Source organism: Microcoleus sp. Z1_A1 (assembly GCF_036700305.1).
Taxonomy (GTDB): domain Bacteria; phylum Cyanobacteriota; class Cyanobacteriia; order Cyanobacteriales; family Microcoleaceae; genus Microcoleus.
The window spans coordinates 56,804-77,698 of the sequence record NZ_JAUBOR010000021.1; the positions used below are offsets into that span (position 1 = coordinate 56,804).

Sequence of the window (20,895 nt, forward strand, 5' to 3'; positions counted from 1 at the left end):
ACCCTGTCAACTTCTACCTTCGGAGTAACAATGTCGAAATCAATTGGTCTTTTCTACGGAACTACAACTGGCAAAACTGAGTCTGTGGCTGAAATGATTCGGGATGAATTTGGTGGCGATATCGTGACTTTGCACGAGATAGGCAGCATTGAAAATGATGATTTTGCTGAATACGAATGTCTGATTATCGCTTGTCCGACTTGGAATATCGGCGAACTGCAAAGCGACTGGGAAGGCTTTTTCCCAGAACTTGATGATATTGATTTTAGCGGCAAAAAGGTGGCTTATTTGGGAACTGGCGACCAAGAGGGCTACCCGGATAATTTTATGGATGCAATGGGGGTTTTGGCTGAGAAAATCACGGAACAGGGCGGCGAAACTGTTGGTTATTGGCCGGTAGACGGCTATGATTTTAATGAATCTAAAGCGGTAGTTAATGGCAAATTTTTTGGTCTTGCGATCGATGAAGACAACCAATCCGATCTGACGGAAGCACGGGTAAAATCTTGGGTATCTCAACTCAAGACAGAATTTGGGATCTAGGATTAATGGTGGGCAGGTTTTGCAATTACTCGTTACCAGGATCTGCCTCCAATTTTACTCCGCGATGCAAAGCCTTTGGACATCGGTTCCCAAGAAGAGTCTGGGAACCAGTTAAAATTATTAATAGCTCCCTTTTCTAACTTAAAAGTGATGAGATATACTTCAGATGATGTGCTATGGCTAAGTGCCAGTCCGAGTTTGCAATTATTCGATATTTCTCTCATTAACTACTTAAATCATTCAGTACCAATACAAATATGGGAATACGAACAAACGGAAGATGAAGCTTGCTCTTTAGATGTCGCTGTTGAGCTACTACATCACTATTTGAAAGCGCGGAATAGCCCAATTCATCTAATCGGTCACAGTACCAGCGGACTAATTGGTTTAATGTATGCCCGCCGCTATCCTCACAAAGTCAGCTCTTTGGGACTTTTAGCTGTCGGCTTGCCATCTGCTATTAATTGGCAAGCTCATTACTATACACATCTTTCAGCTTTTTCCTGGAGCCGCAAACAAATTTTAACTCAAATGGTTGGCGATATGTTGGGAGAACAAAATCAGTATATTAATCAAAAATTTGTATCATATTTTGAAGAAGATTTAGCACTTTCGCCTTCGCCTCACTCGTTATTTAGTACGACTAATTTATCCGATGGGGGTGTAGAAGTACCTTTGTTGTTATGCAGTAGCAAGACGGACTTTGTAGTATCTCCTATTGTCATGCGCCCCTGGCTTAAGTTTCTGAAAAAGGGCGATCGACTTTGGGAATGTAAAGAGGGTAGGCATTTTTTTCATCACTTCTATCCAGAACAAGTTGGGGAAGAAATACTAAACTTTTGGCTGTCTCTACACAGCCGCCAACCGATTTTAGATTTGAGGTTCTAGATTCGCGCCACTATTGAGATAAATAACTAACAAGTTTTGGGGTGCTAAAAGCAGTCTCCTCGCCAGCCTGCCAAAATTTACTACAGATTCAACTCTTTATATATCAAGACTTTGCAGCAGTAGCAGCTCCCCGTAATGAAAATTTACGGTTAATGTATTATGATATATTAATGAGTCTTATTCTTAATAATTATGAAAAATATAAGGAGTGCGATCGAGGGCGACAACAGCTCAATCAAGAGCCCGCCGTACTTTCGAGTACCGCTGAGCCTCAAAATTATCGTGCCGTTTCTAAGCGTATCCGTCACTCTATTGTTATTAGTCATACACACAGTTAAAATCGGATTTGCCAACACTCTCGAAAAAGGAGTGCGCGATCAAGTTGAAAACCAAGCATTTTTAGCCGTGCGAGACTTCAAAAGTCGATCGACTCAATTGATAATGCAAGCCAAACTGCTATCAGAAGAAGCCGAACTTATTCGCGCTATAGAAAAGAAAAACACAGACATCTTGCGTCAAGATATATTATCTCTAAAAACCACATTTAAACTAGATTTAGTCAAAGTAGTAGATGGGCGGGGCGAAATGGTAGCAGAGTTGCGAGAAGATTCGCTCATACATAAGAAGTTAATCAATAGCGCAGCGATAAATTCAGCACTTAAAGGCTTAGAAAAGTCAAATATTGTCAGCATTGATGGCAAACCGCAAGCATTGCTAGTAGGATTTGCACCGATTAGAAGCAAGAATAGGATAGTTGGTGCTGTAGTCGTCGGTGACTTAGTGACAGACGAAAAATTGGATCGAATCAACATTGATACTAAGAGTAAAAACTACTTCGCAATCTTTAAATCAGGAGAATTAATTGCTACTAATTTTCCCCAAATTCGCTCTAAATCTTGGAAAAAACCTACACCACAGACATCGACTACTAAAATAGATATTGAGCGCCTGTCTTACATAATGAAAACGGTAGAAATCTCCGAAATAGGCGATAGCATAGCTCTAGGTGTGTTTAGCCCAATGGCGACAGTGCAGCAAACGCAATTAACTTTATCTCAACGGCTAGATAGTTTCTTTTGGGCAGGGGTAATTCTAGCCACGATTGTTGGTGCTGTAGTTAGCCGAATCATCGGAAAACCAATTCTAGATTTAACTCAAAATGTGAATTGGATGGCAAGCAATGAATACTTTTCTGGTAGAGTACCCATTCCTTCCTCTGATGAGGTAGGTCAACTTGCGGAAGCTTTCAACTGTATGATAGAACAAGTAGAAAATCGCGATCGTACACTAAACCTACAATTGCACCAACTGCAACAAACGCTTCACGATTTAAAAAATGCCCAATCTCAACTAATTCAAGCCGAAAAAATGTCCAGTTTGGGGTTGATGATGGCTGGTATTGCTCACGAAATTAACAACCCAGTTAACTTTATTTATGGCAACCTCTCTCACGCTAACCAATATACTCAAGACTTGCTCAGGCTTGTTGGACTTTACCAGCAGGAATTTCCGAATGCAAGCGCGCCGATTCAAGACTGCATCGAGGAAATTGAACTCGAATTTTTATCAGAAGATTTGTCGAAGTTACTATCTTCGATGAAAATGGGTACTGAGCGAATTCAGCAAATTGTTTTGTCCCTGCGAAACTTCTCTAGGTTAGATGAAGCTGAAATGAAACCAGTCGATATCCATGAAGGAATTGACAGCACGCTATTAATTTTAAACAGCAAAATCAAAACAGCGATTAAAGTAATTAAAAAATATGGAAAATTGCCCTTAGTAGAGTGCTATCCGTCGCAGTTAAACCAGGTATTCATGAATATCATAGCCAATGCTGCTGATGCACTGTTGAGCAATCCAAATCTGCGAAACAATGAGATTGAAATCCTCACAGAAATAGCAGGAGTAAATCAAGTGGTGGTGAAGATTAGAGATAACGGTAATGGGATTGACCCGGATGCAATTAATAAGCTATTTGACCCATTTTTTACCACTAAACCTGTGGGTAAAGGAACTGGTTTAGGGCTGTCAATTTCCTACCAGATAATCGAGAAGCATCAAGGGAAAATAGAAGTGAATTCGGAAATAGGGCAGGGAGCAGAGTTTGTGATTTATTTGCCGATTAAAGCCCGCACCAAAGAAGCCGCTTGTTTGTGCCAGAGTTAAGACAGTTGCTTGAATTGAATATCAGTTAGCTATTTGATTAGAGGAGACGGCATTGCCGTATCCCTACCGCAAAATAATCATGAACTCGCGAGGAGGATACGGCACTGCTGTTTCCCTACCCCGATTAATTGTAGGGAAACGGCAGTGCCATTTCCTGATTTCTGAAGTCCTTACTACAAACTTAATATCACTTAATGGCAAGTTGCAGAAACTGGCTCTTTTGCTGACACCGACTCGCCAGGATTTACCCATACATAAATCTCCGTTGCATCGTCGGCGCAACTGCCACACCCGCCGCACTTTTTTGCTTCTGCCATTTTGCTAATTCTGCCTTTGCGAATTAGGCGATTTAACATTCCGCGCAAAGCATCACCATCCATGCGAAAGTGGATTTTTAGATCCGCGATAGAGGCTCTTTTGTTGTCAGCAATAAATTTTTGGATTTCGCTTAAAATCATGGCTTTTCTCCTTTGTTTGATTCTTAAACGTAGTTAACAGTCAACAGTCAACAGTCAACTAACTACTGATTGCTGCGCGTCGCTTGGGGCGTATTGCACCGATCATTTTTAATCCCGCAAGTGTCAGCGCCATAGCTATTACCAGTCTCACTACCCAAATAACTGAAGATTCTGGATGCTCTGCATATGTCGCGACTTGATAATAGAGGACTGCAATCCAGTAACCTAAACCAGTAGTCCATAAGCCTGCGAATACAGTCCATCCCAAGTTAGTTTCGCGGTAAAGCGCAGCCGTTGCGGAGACGCAGGGAAAGTACAGCAATACAAAAAGCAAATAAGCAAAAGCTGCTTGATTGGAACCGAACCGCTGGGACATTTGTCCGTAGGTGCTACCAGAGATACCTTGGTCTTCTTCCGCTTGTTTTTGGTCGGTAATATTAGTAGAATTTAAGCCGAGGGGATCGAAAAGTTGACCGGGAAGTTTTGTAAGATTCTCTGGTATGCTAAAAAATGCTTGGCCGATATTTCCCCAGAAACTAAATTCTTCTTCTTTCTCCGGTTCTCCACTTGCTGCTTTTTGTTCGTCTGCTAGTTGGGTGTACAAGGAATCTAAGGTTCCAACCATTACTTCTTTGGCAAATATTCCTGTTAGCAAACCGACGGTGGCGGGCCAGTTTTCTTGGGTGATTCCCATTGGTGTAAATACAGGTGTTGCCGCGTGGCCGACTGCACTAAGAATTGAGTCTTTGCTGTTGTCTTTGCCGAAGGAACCGTCGGTGCCCACTGAGCTCATGAATCCTAGTATAACCACCATGATCACGATCGCAATTCCGGCCTTTGTGATAAAAGCTTTCAGCCTGTCCCAAGTACGCAGCAGCACTCCTTTGAGCTTGGGAATGTGGTAGGGCGGCAATTCCATAACAAAAGGCGCGGCTTCTCCTTGGAGGATGGTATTCTTGAGGATTAGTCCGGTGAGAACAGCGGCTAGAATTCCGATTAGGTAAAGTCCTAATACCATGTTTTGACCGCCGACTTGGAAGAATGCGCCGCAAAATAGGGCGTAAACTGCTAATCGGGCGCTGCAAGACATGAATGGATTCATCATAATCGTCATTGTACGATCGCGCTTATTTTCCAATGTCCGCGTCGCCATAATTCCGGGGATATTGCAGCCGAAACCGACTATCATCGGCACAAAGGATTTACCGGGAAGTCCGACAAATCGCATCAATCTGTCCATCACGAAGGCAGCCCGCGCCATGTAGCCGGAGTCTTCTAAAACAGACAAACACAAGAACATCATCCCAATTTGGGGGATAAATGTAGATGTGGTTTGAATGCCACCACCAGCACCTTTTGCGAGAAGTCCAATCAACCATCCTGGTGCGCTGATACTTTCTAAAAGTTTAGCGAAACCATCTACAAAAATTGTCCCCAAGGCGATGTCAAAAAAGTCGATAAACACTCCACCAACGTTAATCGAAATGGTGAACATTAGGTACATTACCGCTAAGAATACGGGAATGCCTAAGAAACGGTTGAGAACAATTTGGTCAATTTTGTCGGAAACGTTGGTTTTGACTTCTCTAGAACATTCGGTGACGCCTTGGGTTAGGTTGCGGATGAAAGTGTAACGGCTGTCGGCGATGATAATATCGAGGTCGTCATCGAGGGTTTCATGGACTCGGCGGCGGTGCGGAACGACGATTTTTTCGAGTTCTGTACTGGCGAGTTCCGGGGCGACTTCATCCTGATATTCTAACAACTTCAGGGCTGTCCAGCGGGCATCTACGGTGCGATTTGGGCTGTGTTTTTCGATGTGCGGGATGAGTTGGACGATCGCATCTTCGATCGTAGCCGGATAAGCGACATAGGCAGATGGTACGATCGGCTGAGACAGCGCCCGATTAATCGCATCACGCAACAGAGGCACTCCGTCATTCGAGGAAGCACTCATCGGCACTACCGTACAGCCGAGGCGTTCTGCAAGTTTATTGACCTTGATTTTGAAATCCCGTTCTTTGGCAACATCCATCATATTCAGCGCCAAAATTGTCGGTACGCGCATCTCCAAAATTTGGGTAGTGAGATACAAATTGCGCTCTAAATTAGAAGCATCAACAATATTAATAATTAAGTCAGATTCCCCAGATAGCAAATAATCTCGCGCTACCAATTCATCGAGTCCAGTATCTCCATCTTCCGCATCAAGAGAATAAACTCCCGGTAAGTCAACAATCGTAATTGCTAAACCATCGTGAGTGTATTTTCCCTCTTTGCGTTCGACAGTTACTCCCGGCCAATTACCTACTCGCTGCTTGGCACCAGTCAGGGCATTAAATAAGGTAGTTTTGCCACAGTTAGGATTGCCTACCAATCCAATAATTTGCTTAGCCATTATTTAACCTCTTCTACAAATAGAGTTTTAGCTTCATCTTTGCGTAAACTGAGTTTGAAACCCCGCACGAGGATTTCGATGGGATCTCCCAAAGGTGCGTAGCGGGTGATAGTAAATTCAGTTCCCGGTGTCAGCCCCATTGCCAACAATTTGCCCTTATAGGCGCGGGCTGTTTTCTCATAGCCAATGACGCGGCAGATTGCGCCGACAGCTAAATCCCCTAGTTGTTTTTTCTCGTTCATCTGTTGTTTGAATGCAGTCTAAATTGGTAAAAATTCAATGAAATTTCAGAATCTGTGAACATCTCTCTTTTCTCTGACTCTGCGCCCTCTGCGCCCTCTGCGGTTAATAAAAAAAATCTTTTTACCAATGAAATAGGATTGCTGTAGATGCAAATTTTTTATGGCAATTTTGAATTCCTACACATAATTTTCTGTGCCATCCCTGCCCCCAAACCGATGCGGTTGTCCCCAATTGCCACGATGACGGAACCGCCAGAGGTGCTGACGATTTGAACTTCAATAGTGGGGACTAATCCCATACCAATCAGACGGCGTACCGTGCCTTCTGAACCTTTGAGTTTGACAATCTGCAGTGTCTCGCCGATGCTTGCCATTGCTAGGGGAAATGATTTACCTTCACCCAAAGCAGGCTGAGTTTCTGTGCTGCTGTCTTCGCTTTGAGAGACTTCTGGTGTCTCGCCGTAAAAGGTGAAACCCTCGAAAGACTTGGGGTTTAACTCTTGCTTCTGTTGGCTGTATGCTTGGTTTTGTTTCATGGGTCTTCTCACAGTCGATCGGTTTTAGCAGCAAGTTTTTTGGCGTTACTCCCAGGAAACAATTGAGATATATTCTCAATAAACTTTACACCGCAGTCCACGCATCGCCAAACTTCGGTTGTCAGGCTACTTGTTTTCTGGGAAGATTTCGGATACAGTTGTTCCCCGCGATCGGAAATTTGATGCTTTTTTTGCGATCTAGAGTTGAAATCTCTCTTAGGTTAGATGCCAATTTGCGGTTAAATTGCGCGATGGTCAAACTTACTGCTCTTAAGCATCTTATCTGAAAAATTGTTTATTAGCAACAATTCTCAAATATATTAACCAGAAACAGAATCAGCCATTGGTGGGACGCCGCGATACTAAATATCGATCGAATTTTAATGACTCGCCCCAACTCCTAAAATAGCGATCGAGCAAGCATATATACTTAAATGTTAGGGCGGACAGAGTGGCATCGCCCCTACCGATTCACAATTTATCAAGAATTATGCCAGCAAGTTTTCTGCCAAAGTCGATCGCACAACTCACAGAATCTACCTCAATTGCCTTAGCCCAAAGCATTCAACGGGAGGCAATTACAACTCCCCTATCTTCTGAACCAATTGCCACAACCTACGTGCGCCAAGGCAGCGGCAACACACCGATTTTGCTACTTCACGGCTTCGACAGTTCCTTGTTTGAATTCCGCCGCCTGTTGCCGCTGCTGGCTGCCGAAAATGAAACTTGGGCGGTTGATTTGTTGGGTTTTGGCTTTACAGAAAGAGCAGCAGGTTTGGCATTCAGCGCGAGGGCAATTGAAAGTCACCTTTACTATTTTTGGAAAACGCTAATTTCGCAGCCTGTAATCTTAGTCGGTGCTTCAATGGGAGGTGCAGCAGCAATTGATTTTACTCTCAATTATCCCGAAGCTGTAAAACAATTAGTGTTAATAGATAGCGCAGGTTTTGCCATCAGTTCTAATAAGGGGAAGTTTTTAATTCCTCCTTTAGGATATCTGGCAACTTCATTTTTACGCAATCCCAAAATTCGCCAGCGAATTAGCGTCAATGCTTATTTCGATAAAAATTTGGCTTCTGTTGACGCTCAAACTTGTGCTGCTTTGCACTTGGAAATGCCCAACTGGAATCAAGCTTTAATTGCGTTTACCAAAAGCGGCGGTTACGGTGGTTTTGGGGAAAAATTATCGCAAATTCAGCAGCAGACGCTGATTTTGTGGGGAAAACAAGACCGGATTTTGGGGACGGCGGATGCGGAAAAGTTTGCAAGGGCGATCGCAAATTCTCAACTAATTTGGATACCCGACTGTGGGCACGTTCCCCACTTAGAAAAGCCACAGATTACCGCGCAGCATATTTTAGAATTCATCACCAAAAGCGGACTCACGCAAAAAAATTAAACCTAGGGTGCGCTGCGGCGCACCTTACATATATGGTTTCCCTGGAAAATTTGGTATAGTTTGAGGTCAAATAGACAGGTTTCAAACTTTCGGCAAATACTTTTGTACGATCGTCCATCCTGTGAGCAACACAGTCACAAATCCCCCAAACAAGGCCAAATTAGTGCCGATGTGGAGGGGACGTGCCCAAGGATGTTTAGGGCCAATTTGCAGCCCGCTTCCAACAGAAACCAACACCAAAGCCACAACAGCTAACCCCGCCGGTAAATGAGCCGAGTGACCCAAATTGCCGTAGTATCCTAGGGTGCCGACTACACCAATTCCCAGCAGTAAAATTACCAAAGTCGCCATCCCCGCACCAGTGGCTAAATGAAAGGGACGCAGCCATTTTGGGCGCGGTTTTTTGGTACTCCTAGCGGCAAACATCCACGTTCCAGTAACGGCCAGCAACAGGTAAGCCAACAGGGAAACACCCATTGACCAAGCCGCTATTTTCCACAACCACAAGAAAGAAGGCAGATTCATCGGTTGCATCCCTAATTAGGATTTTCCACAAAAGGTTTCTTTCCGATTTTACCTGGACTTGAAAGCAAAAATGAATTATTTTGAGATCGAGTGCGATGTGCGATCGGACTATCCACAGATTGCATCAGTCTTACCTTGAAGTCAAACCCACTTTCTCCGATACTCAGCTTAATTTACGCTCGATATTGGTGGAGCACCTTTTTAGGAGCCACCTTTCCATTCTAGCTGGCTGGTTTTGCTCTCCATGAAAGGCATTTTATAAAACCCTAATTTTTGTTCTAAGATTAACCGGAAAAAAGGCAGACCTTCAATCAAATATCTTTTCCACAACCTTCTCGGTTCACTTAACAGTCTGTACGCCCATTCTATGCCGACTTCGCTCATCCATTTTGGAGCTCTGGCTTTGCAACCAGCTTCAAAATCAATGGTTGCACCTACGGCTAAGAAAATTTTGACGTGTGTTAATTTGCTCCTGTATTTAACCAGCCACTTCTCTTGCTTTGGCGCTCCCACTCCGATAGCCAGAACTGTCGCTCCTGATTTATTGATCGCATCAATTATTGTTTCACATTCTTCCTCATTTTTTTCAAATCCAAAAGAAGGAGAAAGTGCTTCAACCACTATTTGTCTACCAATTTTTTGGTTAATTTTTTCCTGGGCTTTCCTAGCAATACCTTCAGCCGCTCCTAGCAAAAATATTTTAATCTTCTCGTTATCTTTGTGATACATATAAAATGCCGGAAACAAATCCGAACCAGAAATCTTTTCTTTGAGAGGAGTACCCAAAAACTTGGAGGCATACATCAATATTTGACTGTCGCAGACTCTGTAAGTAGATGTATTGTAAGCTTCATAGAAGTCGCGGTCATACTGCAACTTAATCAAGTGGTCTACATTTGGTGTAAATACGACACCACCTTCGCCGTCGAGTTTTTCAAACAACTCTGTGATTGACAAGTTATCTATCGAGACATTCAATAAATTAACTGTTTTCATTTATTATGCCCTTCCCGGTTTATATTAAACTACAACTCAAACTATTATAGCCCACAATACAGTTGCGTGTTGTAACTAGGCGCTTCAGTGAACATAGTTTTCTCAGTATATCCTCCTATGCCCTACCTGTCTAGTCAGGATTTTTAAAGATTATGTAAAGAATCAGCTCGTTTTAGAAAAAGTGTATAAAGCCAATTTTTAAGTTTATAAGTCGCAAGACAGTTTCAAGTAAAAAGCCATCCAGTGCTAATACTTGTTGAAGCATTGCAAATGAATGTAAAAAAAAGAGTTTATGAGATTAAGAGTTTAACCTAGTGACAAATATCTGGCAACTTCCGAACGGGATTTCATCCAAAAGTGGTAGATTTTTGAGTTTTTGGTCTCTAGGGAAGGCAATATAGTCTCCAGCTTGAAGTGAAGTGGCGATCGTATTCCTGAAAATCATCCTGATTTTTGGTGAACCAGCGAATGTCTTCTTGGTGGCGAACTGGTTTTCTTGGCCTTAAGACTTTCTGGAGCTTTTAAGACGAGACCCGATATTCCTCCAGCAATCAGCGCAAAAATCGGGTTAGTCATAGCATTCAAAACACAGTCAAACACGTACATAGTTAAGGCTACTCCCAGGACGGCAGCGGGCGCTACTTTGGGATTTGACCAGGTTCTGGCGGGATACTTGAACAGGGTAAAGACGATAACAGGAAGTAACAAAGAAGAAAATAAACTAGCTAAACCGACTGCACCGTTGACGCCAAATGCAATAATCCATAAGCTGTCGGTGACCGAGATATCTTTACCCGACTCGTCGTAAACGCGGTTTCCGCCGGAATCTCCCCAGCCAAAAAGAAATCTTTGCCGCGCTTTTTCCCCCAAAATCTCTTCCATGTCAAATCTAAACTTCAGAGAGGCGGAGCGTTCTTCGCCAAATATTGGAGTGATGAAGTCCATCACGTCTTTGCTCGAAAATTGACCCGATGCAGCGACGTACAGATAAAACACTATATATCCAATTATGAATAGCAGGGGCAAAGGGGTGCGAAACCACTTGGCAGAGAATAATACGAGTAACCCCATTGCAAATAAACTGTAGGCGCCAGTAGAACGGCATAGGAAAAAAGCGATAGTTAATATAATTGCTAAAGTCTTGATGTTACGACCCTGAAACTTTTTGAGCGTCCCAGTTTGCCAAAGCCAAAGTGCGATTAAGGCGGCTGTCATCATCCATAGACCCACCATCAAACCGTGCTGCATAAATACTACCGGTCTCCACCCCCCCAGGCGCCTTGCTTGACCCCAGTCCTCAAAGGCATTGACGCCGTAAATCATTAGGTGCAGAATTGGGCCCCTAACCCCTTCAATTAAAGTAAAAGGAATGTAGGCCAACCCACCTGCAAAAATCCCGATCGCCAATTGTCGCAGCCCGTCTAAACTACCTAGATACAAGCGTCCTAAAAAATAAGGCAGACCCCAAGTAACGATTTGGTTGATAGTCGGAGAAATTGGACTGCCGCCATTACTAACTTGTGAAACAATTGGACACAAACAGTAAATTACCACTGGCACGTCCAGCCAACCGGGCTTAAAAGATGTGAGGCGCGCAGGATCGTAGATAAGAGTCCCCAACAAAACGCCGTAGCAAGCAGCCGAGATTTTGGTATAGGATGGCAATGAGGGGATGGGATAAGAAGCTTGCGGCAAAAACAGCCACCCTACCACAAAACTTATAATTACTGCACGCTGAGCCGGAAACCTCACAAACAGGTAACAAACGACTGGAATAAAGCCGAACAGAGCAAGTGGGATTAATGCAACCATAGGTATTTTTTGGCAGTAAAATTTTAGAAAGACAACTCAAATTGCCCGCTCAAAATTCTTGATTAAACGATCGCCCAACCCCAATCTTTTCAATCAACCTCAATTTTACGTGTTGTTGGTTAATTGTGCCTGACGTTCCAAAGCAGTGTACAGTGCCGCATCGAGGAGATTAGTTGCATCGTCCATAACAGCAAGTTCGCACTTACCAGCCTATTTTTGCCTTTTCTGCGGGGTGCGGATCTCTGCAGGAGGCGATCGTCACTTGATAGTCTAGCCGATCTTACTTTGTCGTCAGGGACAAGTCCCAATTACAAATGGGCAGATGTTTGATGACTAGACAAGTTTAGCCTGTAACGGAGCCAGCCTGAAAACCTCCGTCGCCCTCTGGTTCAGATTTTGGCTGAGCAATTTATAACCAGTATTCCCACGTCAGTGCGGTCAGAACTCGTGTCGAGACTGCTGCGTAGAAAACAGGACACGGGCGATTTTAGTTGTGGCAGAAGAAACCCACCAGAGGATATTGATTTTCTCCCCAGAATCCCGCACCTAAAACGCCCGTAGCGCCGAGTTTCAAATGGCGGCGCGGCACTTAGCATCGAACTGGAATTTTTTCCTTCGCAGAGTAGGGAGAAAAGGAATCTACGTTAACGTCGCGCTGTTTAGATTTGTCTACAGCAACTTTCAATGCCGCTTCAAAATGATCCGTGGCATCTTCCCAAGTATAGTTGTTCACCTTGGCATAGGCGGCTTCAGACATGGCTTGCCACTTGGAATTTGGCATCTGACAGATAGACTCTATGGCTTTTGCCATTTCTTCGGGATCTTCTGGTGTTACAAGTATGCCAGTACCGCCGCTCAAAATTTCAGGAGCAGCACCTGCTGGGGTACTGATGACGGGAGTGCGGCACGCCATCGCTTCGATAATTGGCAAGCCGAAGCCTTCTGAGCGGCTCGCCAGCAGCCAAGCATCGCATTTGCTGTAATAGTCTTTGATTTTGTCTTGGTCGGGTTGAATTACATACTCGGCATTGGCCGGTAGGGGCAATTCCGAGGATGGGGCCCCTGTACCGAAGGCAACCAGACGCAGGTTGGGGATCTTTTCTGCCGCTAGGGAAAAAGCTTTGAGGGCGATGTCGGTTCCTTTCCAGTAGATTGTAGAGTACATTAGGCCAACTGTAGGAACCGATTGTTTGTTGCGAGGACAGGCGTAAAATTGCTTGGTGTCCACGGTAGGAGGAGCTAAGGAAACTTCGCGATCGCCATATTTAGTCCGAGCTAGGTCAACTAACCACTCAGAGATCGTAATTTTGTGCATGGGCAGCATCCAGGTTGCTTCTACTCTTCCTTGAGGTAGATAGTCAAAAATTTCGTGGTGCTGGATAAAATAAGCTTTTGCTCCTTTGCTAGGAGAGAGTTTGGCTACCCACTCGGCGGTTTCCCACCAGGTGGCCACTACTACGTCAGCGTCAGGTACATCTTTGTCTTCTACGGGGCGGTAGCGATCGGTAATTTTGTGTTCTACACCTAAGTTATCGAAAAATGAGGGTTCATTTTCAGGTGGGGAAATCCAACCCCCTCCTCGCAGCAGCGACTTGACTTGCTGGCGCATACTCGGCTGGGGACTGGGTACAGAGATGACGAACACGGAGTGTCCTCGCTTTCTCAAAAGTTCTGCGAAAATAGATATTACTCGTATTCCACCAGTTAGAGACAGAGTAGGAAGAACAAAGGTGATTTTCATTTTTAAGTCCCGCTGAAGACTTTTACTCGCTTTCGGCGCTGCTAGCAGCGCTGATGTTAGAGCCCAAAAGGAAAGAGGGGCGGGTGAATATTAATTACCGCTTTCCTGGTGTTTACATAGAATCGAACCGATCGACTGTTCGCAACACCCCAATATCTATCTGCCACAACTTGAATGTCGTTGCATTGATCATAAGGATTGATGTTAGCCAGAAACAGTTCCCATCGGGATAATTTGCAGATCGGCGAAAGTTCAGCCCGAAGATAGATACCTCATCAAATAGAAGCTTGTTTCGCGACAAACACCAAGCTCTGTAACAGCCTCTGTTCAAGATAACATCATTTGAGCCAACAGATAGGAATGTACGGTAAACCGAATAGCAGCAAACTTTTCATGTGAGGGATAAAGGTAGCATCTGCAACAATCTTCAGTAGATTGACATCGCCTTTGGCAAAATTTTATACTGGATTCAAGAGGGGACTTCTTACCTTGAGAATGTTGATCGATCCATGAAAATAACAGATATAAATACCATCAGTGGCTGTAATTTTTTGGTAAATGTGCTGTAGGTATTGCTTGACACAATATCCTATTTGGTCAAGATTCAGAGATGGTGGTTTTCTCAGAAACCTGCAGGGGCGCGATCGCGCGAATCATCGTCGTGGAGCCGCGAATGAGGGGATAAAGCGGATTTTTAAAGCGATCCCCCTCGCCCTCAGTTTTCGTCTGTTCATAAAAAAACCTAGTTGATGCGTCCACTGTTTGAAAAAATAGGTTTCCCAATCGTGCTACAGAACATAGAGTTTCACCAATATAAATTTAATTAGCGGCATGAGTTTTAAATTTGTTAATAAAAGGCGATCGCCTGAAAAAGTTCCCACAAGAGACTGCCAGTGGGGGGCAGAGTATATGTAGCGTTCCTGCCCAATTCCAGTCTAAGTAATTACCGTAACAAAAATTCAGCAGCAAATTATCAAATGACCCTATCAAGATCCAAGGAATACTCAAGGTGGATTGGTCAATATCGTGCAAACTTTGACTCCTAAGTAGTAGCAGCAGCTTCGTGGAATGTATCAAACGATTTCGCCTACAAAAAATTTGATGTTATGAAATCATAATTTTTCCTAAGTTGGCAATTCCCGATGACAATCGGTGTGATCTTGGGGGCCGGGCCGCCGATGCTTGTAGCGATATGTTGGCCTGTTTTTATGCAGCTAAAATTATGCGATCGCCAGCAAAACCAAACCTAGAATTAAAAGCAGATGCCTGAACGGAAAGCATCTTCCGGTGGGAAGATATGAACTTCGATTATTGCACAGCATCAATCAATAGCCGAGTTCGGATATTCCGGCTGCTGAAGAATGGATTAGTTTCACAGTCAGCGATACTGGAATTGGAATCAAGCCAGAGCAAATTGAGAGAGTATTTCAAGCTTTTACGCAAGCGGACGATTATACTCCTCGCAGGTACGGCGGTACGGGTTTGGGACGGGCAATCGCCCAGAAATTCTGTGTGATGATGGGGGGAGATATTAGTCGGGAGAACGATTTGGGAAAAGGGTCAATGTTTACTGTATAATTGCCGACGATTGTAGCTGAAAAAGCAGCTAGTTAAAAAGGATTTGCCAACCAATAATTGCCAGGGCTAAATCTGCGATCGCGTGGCTGATATAACTCGACCAAAGCGAACGGTAAGTCAGATAAGAATGCGACCAAATTATCCCGGCGGTGAAGACAGCTAAGGAACCTAAGATCACAGCCTGCCAGTCGCTGTAAGCTGCGATTACAAAAATGTGGTGGAGGGTGAAAAATAGCGAACTCAGAAATATTGCTTTTGTACCCGGTATGAGAATCTGGCACTTGTTGCAGACAAACCACCGCCAAGTAAATTCTTCAATCAGCGAGTTAACTAGCACAAAATATGCTTCGACAATCAAGTAAATAGTAGGGCTGCTAATACCTAACTGGTACGATTTTTCTTTAGCAACTACAGGATCGATCCACTGCTGACCAAAAAGGCTATAGATACCCAGAATTACCGCAAACATGAATATTCCCCAAATAGATCCAGCCAGCAATTCTTGGGGCTTGGGCAGGGATAAACTGAGCTTTTTGCGATCGACAAAAACAGACCACGCGATCGGAAAAACCAGCAACCAAACTTGACAAAAGACTGAGAGTGTTTGTCCCCAGCTTCCAGGGGCAAGATACAAGGCTGCTATGATACCGATACTAGCGGCAGGGACAAGCAATGTTAAAGCCAATAGTGCTGTTTTGCGATCGCCCATGTCCAACATTTTGCACGATTCCTTAAAAAATTGGATTGAGATCGAATGAAAAAGCTTGGTGGAGGCGGACAGATTATACCACTTTCAAGAAACAATGCAACTGTAGGGCCGCGATCCAAACCCTTATGCAGTCAGTCATTCTCACGTTTTTAATCTAAAAGGTATGAGTTGTGTGCAGTTTATAAAATTTGCGTTTATTTCTTGAAACTAAAAATTGGTAAAATGGCGATCGCACGGACGATCCTACTAACCCGGCATTACTCTAAATCTACTCAGTTGTCTGCTTTCTGAAATCCGAGCGATCGTTCTATTTCAGGTTCAGCACCATTTTGCAGCCAATCAAGGGGTTTTTCTGCTATTTGGGCTGGGTTTACCCATATAATATCTTTTAGCGGATCAACATCTACTGCTACTTTAGCAAAACATTGTCTCACTTTGTTATCAAGTGAAATTACTGTGCGATCTGTAGCGATCGCAGCTTCCACCAAGCGCAAATCTTTAACCATTACTTCCCGCTCTTTATCGCTCTCGGCTATTGCTTCAACTTGACACCACAAATCATTATCTACCTCGATATCGAAGAAACATAATTTATTCTTGGCCACCATCTGGGACCGCCATTTACGAGCAAATTTTGATTGATGTTTGTTCCACTCATCTCTAATATCTGGAGTCATCACAATTCGGTGAGAAAGATCCAAGACAGCTTGGAGAAATTTCCGACAGTAAACCGATGTGGGATAGGTTGCATCTTCTCTACCAGTAGCACGCGCAACAGAAGCATCTATTACCAGGCGTTTAGAAACTTTATCTGCCATATTAACGCTTCCACAAAACAGCTTCTGCTGCATCCAAATAGCGGCTTTCTAGATGCAAAGAAACATCGCCCAAATCTTCAGGCCACTCTCCAAAAGCTCCCGTCTCGTCTAAATCGGCACTGGTGACTTCTGTAACACCATCGTCGCGCCGTTTAAACCAGTGAAGTTTTACTAAATCCGGTAGTATTTTACCCTCGGCAACTAACGATTGAACTGCTAAAAGCAGCAATTCGCTGTGAGTTTCTAGAACTACTCGCACACCTCTATTTGCAGAATCCACTAAGATTTGTGCTAAAGCAACTTGAGCGCGAGGATGCAAGTGAATTTCCGGCTGTTCTAGATAAACTAATTGTCCTGGTTCTGCTACAAGCAAAGCAACTAAAACAGGCAAGGTTTGCGATACTCCCAAGCCAACATCAGCAATACTAACAGTATCGCTTGCACTCCCGCTGCGGGATAAACGACCTACTAGCAGTTCAATTTGTACGTCATTAATCTGTCTGGCTTCAACTTTCCAGTTAAGTCCTAATAACTCAAAAGCTTGACCCAATTTTATCAGTCGCTCGTCTTTTGTTTCTTGCCAGTAATTAACTATACTAGCAACATAATTTTCAAAAAGACCCGGAAATTCACTGCCAACTCCTGCGGTATTGTAGGTGCGTCCTGGATTGCCTCTCAACCCGGGAACGTGGACTATGCGGCGAATATGTTTGGGGAAATTCGCCGAATAGGGTGAATCAAACTGACTGTCGCCAAATTTCAAATCTAGAAAACATCGGACATTACTCACACTCAATAATGGCGGTTCTTCGTAGGAGTTATTATCTAACAATAAATTGTAAGTTTCAGCCAGATATTCGGAAATAGTTTTCAACAATTCTTGATGCTGCATTCCGGGAAATATAGTAATATTTTCACCATCGTAATAAGGAATACAGTAAGTCGCTTTAACAACTTTAATCCCGTGCTTTGGCTGCTTTCTGAATAAGCTGATAAAAAAATTATCTGTGTCTATATTCAGCCTGAGAGAAAACTCATCCCTGTATTTTTCTGGAGAAAGTTTAGACAATACCTGTTCTGCTGATGTAAATTTAACATTAGGCCCGTCAAGTTTCAAACCACCTGGGTCGTAAGGGGCTTCTAGCGTTTGCTTCATCAGCAATAGTGGCTGCATGATGCTAGACTTACCAGAACTGTTGGCACCGGCTAGAATTGTCAGCGATCGCACTTCAATCTGGCACTCTTCGTAAATAGACTTGTAGCCGCATACTGCAATTTCAGTAATTCCCTGTACAGGCTCTTCGTTCTCGGTTTCAAAGAAAGTGGATTGAGTCATAATATTATGTTGGTCTTTGCCGCTCCAAATACCATATTATAATCTAATCCCTAGTAGCTGTGTATTTTGGCTGAATGACGATCGCAATTGATTTTGGAACTAGCAACACCGTCGTCGCTCGCTGGAATCAAGTCCTCCAGCAGCCCGAAACTTTAAAATTACCGGGATTGTCGGCAATCTCGGCTCAAAATCCGCCCCTAATTCCGAGTTTACTCTACGTTGAGGACGCTGCTGCAAATAAAGTAATACTCGGTCAGCAAGTCCGCGACAAAGGTCTGGATTTGAGCGGAGATTCTCGGTTTTTTCGCAATTTTAAGCGGGGAATTGGCACTTCTGTTCAGGGTTTTGTGCCGGAACTTGACGGGCAACTTATTACTTTTGAACGAGTAGGTGAGTGGTATTTGAGCCAAATTGTAAACTCAATTCGCGAAGTGCCTTTGCCGATCGATTCTTTGATTTTTACTGTGCCGGTAGATAGTTTTGAAGCTTACCGCCATTGGTTGGGCAAAGTGTCTCAATCTCTGCAAGTAGAACAGGTGCGGATGCTGGACGAACCTACGGCGGCTGCTTTGGGTTACGGTTTAGCCGATCGCGAAAATCTGTTAGTCATTGATTTCGGCGGCGGAACTCTCGACCTTTCTTTGGTGCGTTTGGACGCTTCCTCCAACAAAAAGCCCCTCGGTTTTATTCTCAAGTGGGGCGAAAAGCTATTAGCTGAATCTTCAGCGCAAAAAACAAAAGTTGCCCGGGTTTTGGCTAAAGCCGGACAAAATTTAGGCGGTTCTGATATTGATAATTGGCTAGTTGACTATTTTGTTCAAACAAAAGGGCTGGCAAAATCTCCGATTACAACGAGATTGGCAGAACGGTTAAAGATTCAGTTATCTTTAGTAAATCAGGCAGTTGAGGTTTATTTTGATGATGAAAATTTTGAGAGTTACGAATTAGAATTAGATCGATCTCGTTTTGAATCTATCCTCGGTGAACATCAGTTTTTTGACAAACTCGACGAGTGCATGAATCAAGTATTGCAGCAAGCGCGGCGCCAAGGCTTAGAAATTGGCGACATCGACGCAGTTTTGCTAGTTGGCGGTACTGTACAAATTCCCGCTGTTCAGCGTTGGGTGCAGCAATATTTCGAGCCGACAAAAATTCGCTGCGACAAACCCTTTGAGGCGATCGCCCAAGGTGCTCTGCAACTGAGTCAAGGCATAGAAATCAAAGATTTTCTCTATCACAGTTACGGAATTCGCTACTGGAACCGCCGCGACAATTGCCACAGTTGGCACAGTTTAATTAAATCCGGCCAGTCTTATCCGATGAGCGAACCGGTAGAATTAGTCTTGGGGGCTTCTTTAGAAAGTCAGCCAAGTATAGAATTAATTATCGGCGAATTGGGAGCGGAAACTGGCGGCACGGAGATATATTTTGATGGCGACAGACTAATTACTCGCCAACTCGCGGGCCAAACATCGGTACAGCCCTTAAATGATAAAGAAGGAGCCCGCAGCATCGCGCAATTGACGCCGCCTGGGTATCCGGGGAGCGATCGCATCAAAATCTTCTTCCGCGTTGACGAACAGCGCTTTTTACGAATTACCGTGGAAGATTTGCTGACAAATCAAACATTGTTAGAGGATAAACCCGTGGTGCAGCTAAGTTAAGCATTCCTGAACGCATAGGAGCTCAGAAACCGGGTTTTTTAGGAAAATCATTCGTTGCAGCCCGCCGATTAAGTGAAAAACCCGGTTTCTTTGATGGAGTGTGTCCAAGACTAAAATTATTAAAAGCAGATGAACTACAAACTAGAATGTTCACTCTCTCCAGAACTAGAAAAGTATCGCGACAGAATCGAAGCTACCATTAAACCTTACATCGAAATTCAAACCCAGAATAATGATGACGTTAATTGGTGGCAGAGTAAATTTGGGGGATTGCCCTATTTACCTAAAGGCTTTGAATATCCCAAAACTTGTGACGGTAAATATTTATTTTTGCTAGCGCAACTCAACTTTGATGAAATACCGCCTTTAGATGGTTTTCCCGATCGGGGTATCTTACAGTTCTATATAGCCGACGATGACCTATATGGTTTAGATTTGGGCAATTCCGCCAATGTAGATAATCCCGCACTCGAAGACAGATTCAAAATAATCTATTTTCCTCAGCCAGACTTCACAGTTGAAAATATGATTACCAATTATGATTTTTTGCCGGAACCAGAATATTTTCCTGTTCATGGCTGTTGCGGCTTGCAATTTACTAAAAAATATGCGCCGATTAGTACCAGTGACTACCAATTTACAGAAATTTTAGGATCGGAAATTGAAGAGTTATTTATGAACTCTGAAATAGAGGATGAGTACCTAGAAATATCACAACCCGTTGGTCATAAAATAGGTGGTTATCCTGATTTTACACAAGAGGACGTAAGAAAATATAGTAGTAACTCCGAGCAAAAACAAAAGCTAGACATTCTTCTATTGCAAATGGATACCGATTGCAATGAGACAGTAGATATCATGTGGGGAGACACTGGTGTAGGTAACTTTTTTATTGATGAATCAGCACTAAGAGAATTAGATTTTAGTAAGGTTTTATATAATTGGGATTGTGCTTGAAGGCAGTAATGAAGTAAGCAAGCTACAAAAACCAGAACTGATGAACTCCGATCGAAGAAACCGGGTTTTTGACCGAATCTACGGCTGTAACGCAGTATTTCCCAAAAAAACCCGGTTTCTGACCACCGG

At 43.6% G+C, this 20,895-nt stretch carries 18 protein-coding genes; 7 read left to right on the forward strand and 11 right to left on the reverse strand.

Annotated elements, in window-relative coordinates; translation table 11 throughout:
- Positions 1-30 precede the first annotated feature (30 nt).
- From fldA to QT973_RS15585, 3 genes are all read left to right on the forward strand, one after another.
- Complete coding sequence (gene fldA / locus QT973_RS15575) at positions 31-543, forward strand: flavodoxin FldA (RefSeq protein WP_333055432.1); 513 nt, start codon at positions 31-33, stop codon at positions 541-543.
- 150 nt (positions 544-693) lie between these two features.
- Entirely contained in the window at positions 694-1,431 is a 738-nt protein-coding gene (locus QT973_RS15580; RefSeq protein ID WP_333339653.1) for an alpha/beta hydrolase, read from the forward strand.
- A 192-nt stretch (positions 1,432-1,623) separates the two neighbouring features.
- The gene (locus QT973_RS15585; protein ID WP_333391659.1) at positions 1,624-3,597 is read left to right on the forward strand and encodes an ATP-binding protein; all 1,974 of its coding nucleotides are present in this window, start codon (positions 1,624-1,626) and stop codon (positions 3,595-3,597) included.
- Between the two features lie 191 nt (positions 3,598-3,788).
- Here QT973_RS15585 and QT973_RS15590 read toward each other — a convergent pair whose 3' ends face one another.
- From QT973_RS15590 to QT973_RS15605, 4 genes are all read right to left on the reverse strand, one after another.
- Positions 3,789-4,055: a FeoC-like transcriptional regulator gene (locus QT973_RS15590; RefSeq protein WP_333232888.1), complete on the reverse strand. Its 267-nt coding sequence runs from the start codon at positions 4,053-4,055 to the stop codon at positions 3,789-3,791.
- A gap of 58 nt (positions 4,056-4,113) precedes the next feature.
- Complete coding sequence (gene feoB / locus QT973_RS15595) at positions 4,114-6,453, reverse strand: Fe(2+) transporter permease subunit FeoB (RefSeq protein ID WP_333055428.1); 2,340 nt, start codon at positions 6,451-6,453, stop codon at positions 4,114-4,116.
- Positions 6,453-6,695 (reverse strand): FeoA family protein, encoded by a 243-nt coding sequence (locus tag QT973_RS15600; protein WP_333209033.1) that lies wholly within the window; start codon positions 6,693-6,695, stop codon positions 6,453-6,455. The genes feoB and QT973_RS15600 overlap by 1 nt, the downstream gene beginning before the upstream one ends.
- Positions 6,696-6,853: 158 nt before the next feature.
- Positions 6,854-7,231, reverse strand: coding sequence for a FeoA family protein (locus QT973_RS15605; protein WP_333232886.1), 378 nt, complete (start codon positions 7,229-7,231; stop codon positions 6,854-6,856).
- 490 nt (positions 7,232-7,721) lie between these two features.
- Between QT973_RS15605 and QT973_RS15610 the strand changes: the two genes are divergently transcribed.
- Positions 7,722-8,630: an alpha/beta hydrolase gene (locus tag QT973_RS15610; protein ID WP_333055425.1), complete on the forward strand. Its 909-nt coding sequence runs from the start codon at positions 7,722-7,724 to the stop codon at positions 8,628-8,630.
- An 81-nt stretch (positions 8,631-8,711) separates the two neighbouring features.
- Here the strand turns inward: QT973_RS15610 and QT973_RS15615 are convergent, their stop codons facing one another.
- The 4 genes from QT973_RS15615 to QT973_RS15630 form a co-directional block, all read right to left on the reverse strand.
- Entirely contained in the window at positions 8,712-9,155 is a 444-nt protein-coding gene (locus QT973_RS15615; protein WP_333055424.1) for a DUF4079 domain-containing protein, read from the reverse strand.
- 201 nt (positions 9,156-9,356) lie between these two features.
- Positions 9,357-10,151 (reverse strand): WecB/TagA/CpsF family glycosyltransferase, encoded by a 795-nt coding sequence (locus tag QT973_RS15620; protein WP_333055423.1) that lies wholly within the window; start codon positions 10,149-10,151, stop codon positions 9,357-9,359.
- A gap of 441 nt (positions 10,152-10,592) precedes the next feature.
- On the reverse strand, positions 10,593-11,963 hold the full coding sequence (locus QT973_RS15625; RefSeq protein WP_333055422.1) for an O-antigen ligase domain-containing protein: 1,371 nt from the start codon (positions 11,961-11,963) through the stop codon (positions 10,593-10,595).
- 589 nt (positions 11,964-12,552) lie between these two features.
- Entirely contained in the window at positions 12,553-13,704 is a 1,152-nt protein-coding gene (locus QT973_RS15630; protein WP_333055421.1) for a glycosyltransferase family 4 protein, read from the reverse strand.
- A 1,365-nt stretch (positions 13,705-15,069) separates the two neighbouring features.
- Between QT973_RS15630 and QT973_RS15635 the strand changes: the two genes are divergently transcribed.
- On the forward strand, positions 15,070-15,282 hold the full coding sequence (locus QT973_RS15635; RefSeq protein WP_333209093.1) for an ATP-binding protein: 213 nt from the start codon (positions 15,070-15,072) through the stop codon (positions 15,280-15,282).
- Positions 15,283-15,310: 28 nt separating this feature from the next.
- On the opposite strand, the gene QT973_RS15640 is transcribed toward QT973_RS15635, so the two are convergent.
- The 3 genes from QT973_RS15640 to QT973_RS15650 all read right to left on the reverse strand — a co-directional run bounded on the left by QT973_RS15640 (position 15,311) and on the right by QT973_RS15650 (position 18,145).
- Positions 15,311-15,991 carry a CPBP family intramembrane glutamic endopeptidase gene (locus QT973_RS15640; protein WP_333232885.1) on the reverse strand — a complete coding sequence of 227 codons (681 nt, stop codon included), beginning with the start codon at positions 15,989-15,991 and terminating at the stop codon, positions 15,311-15,313.
- Positions 15,992-16,263: 272 nt separating this feature from the next.
- The gene (locus QT973_RS15645) at positions 16,264-16,809 is read right to left on the reverse strand and encodes a hypothetical protein (protein WP_333055419.1); all 546 of its coding nucleotides are present in this window, start codon (positions 16,807-16,809) and stop codon (positions 16,264-16,266) included.
- A gap of 1 nt (position 16,810) precedes the next feature.
- The gene (locus QT973_RS15650) at positions 16,811-18,145 is read right to left on the reverse strand and encodes an AAA family ATPase (RefSeq protein ID WP_333209039.1); all 1,335 of its coding nucleotides are present in this window, start codon (positions 18,143-18,145) and stop codon (positions 16,811-16,813) included.
- A gap of 74 nt (positions 18,146-18,219) precedes the next feature.
- Between QT973_RS15650 and QT973_RS15655 the strand changes: the two genes are divergently transcribed.
- Together QT973_RS15655 and QT973_RS15660 are read left to right on the forward strand one after the other, a co-directional pair.
- Entirely contained in the window at positions 18,220-19,809 is a 1,590-nt protein-coding gene (locus QT973_RS15655; protein ID WP_333391661.1) for an Hsp70 family protein, read from the forward strand.
- A gap of 129 nt (positions 19,810-19,938) precedes the next feature.
- Positions 19,939-20,766: a YwqG family protein gene (locus tag QT973_RS15660; protein WP_333314198.1), complete on the forward strand. Its 828-nt coding sequence runs from the start codon at positions 19,939-19,941 to the stop codon at positions 20,764-20,766.
- The last annotated feature ends 129 nt before the right edge of the window (positions 20,767-20,895 follow it).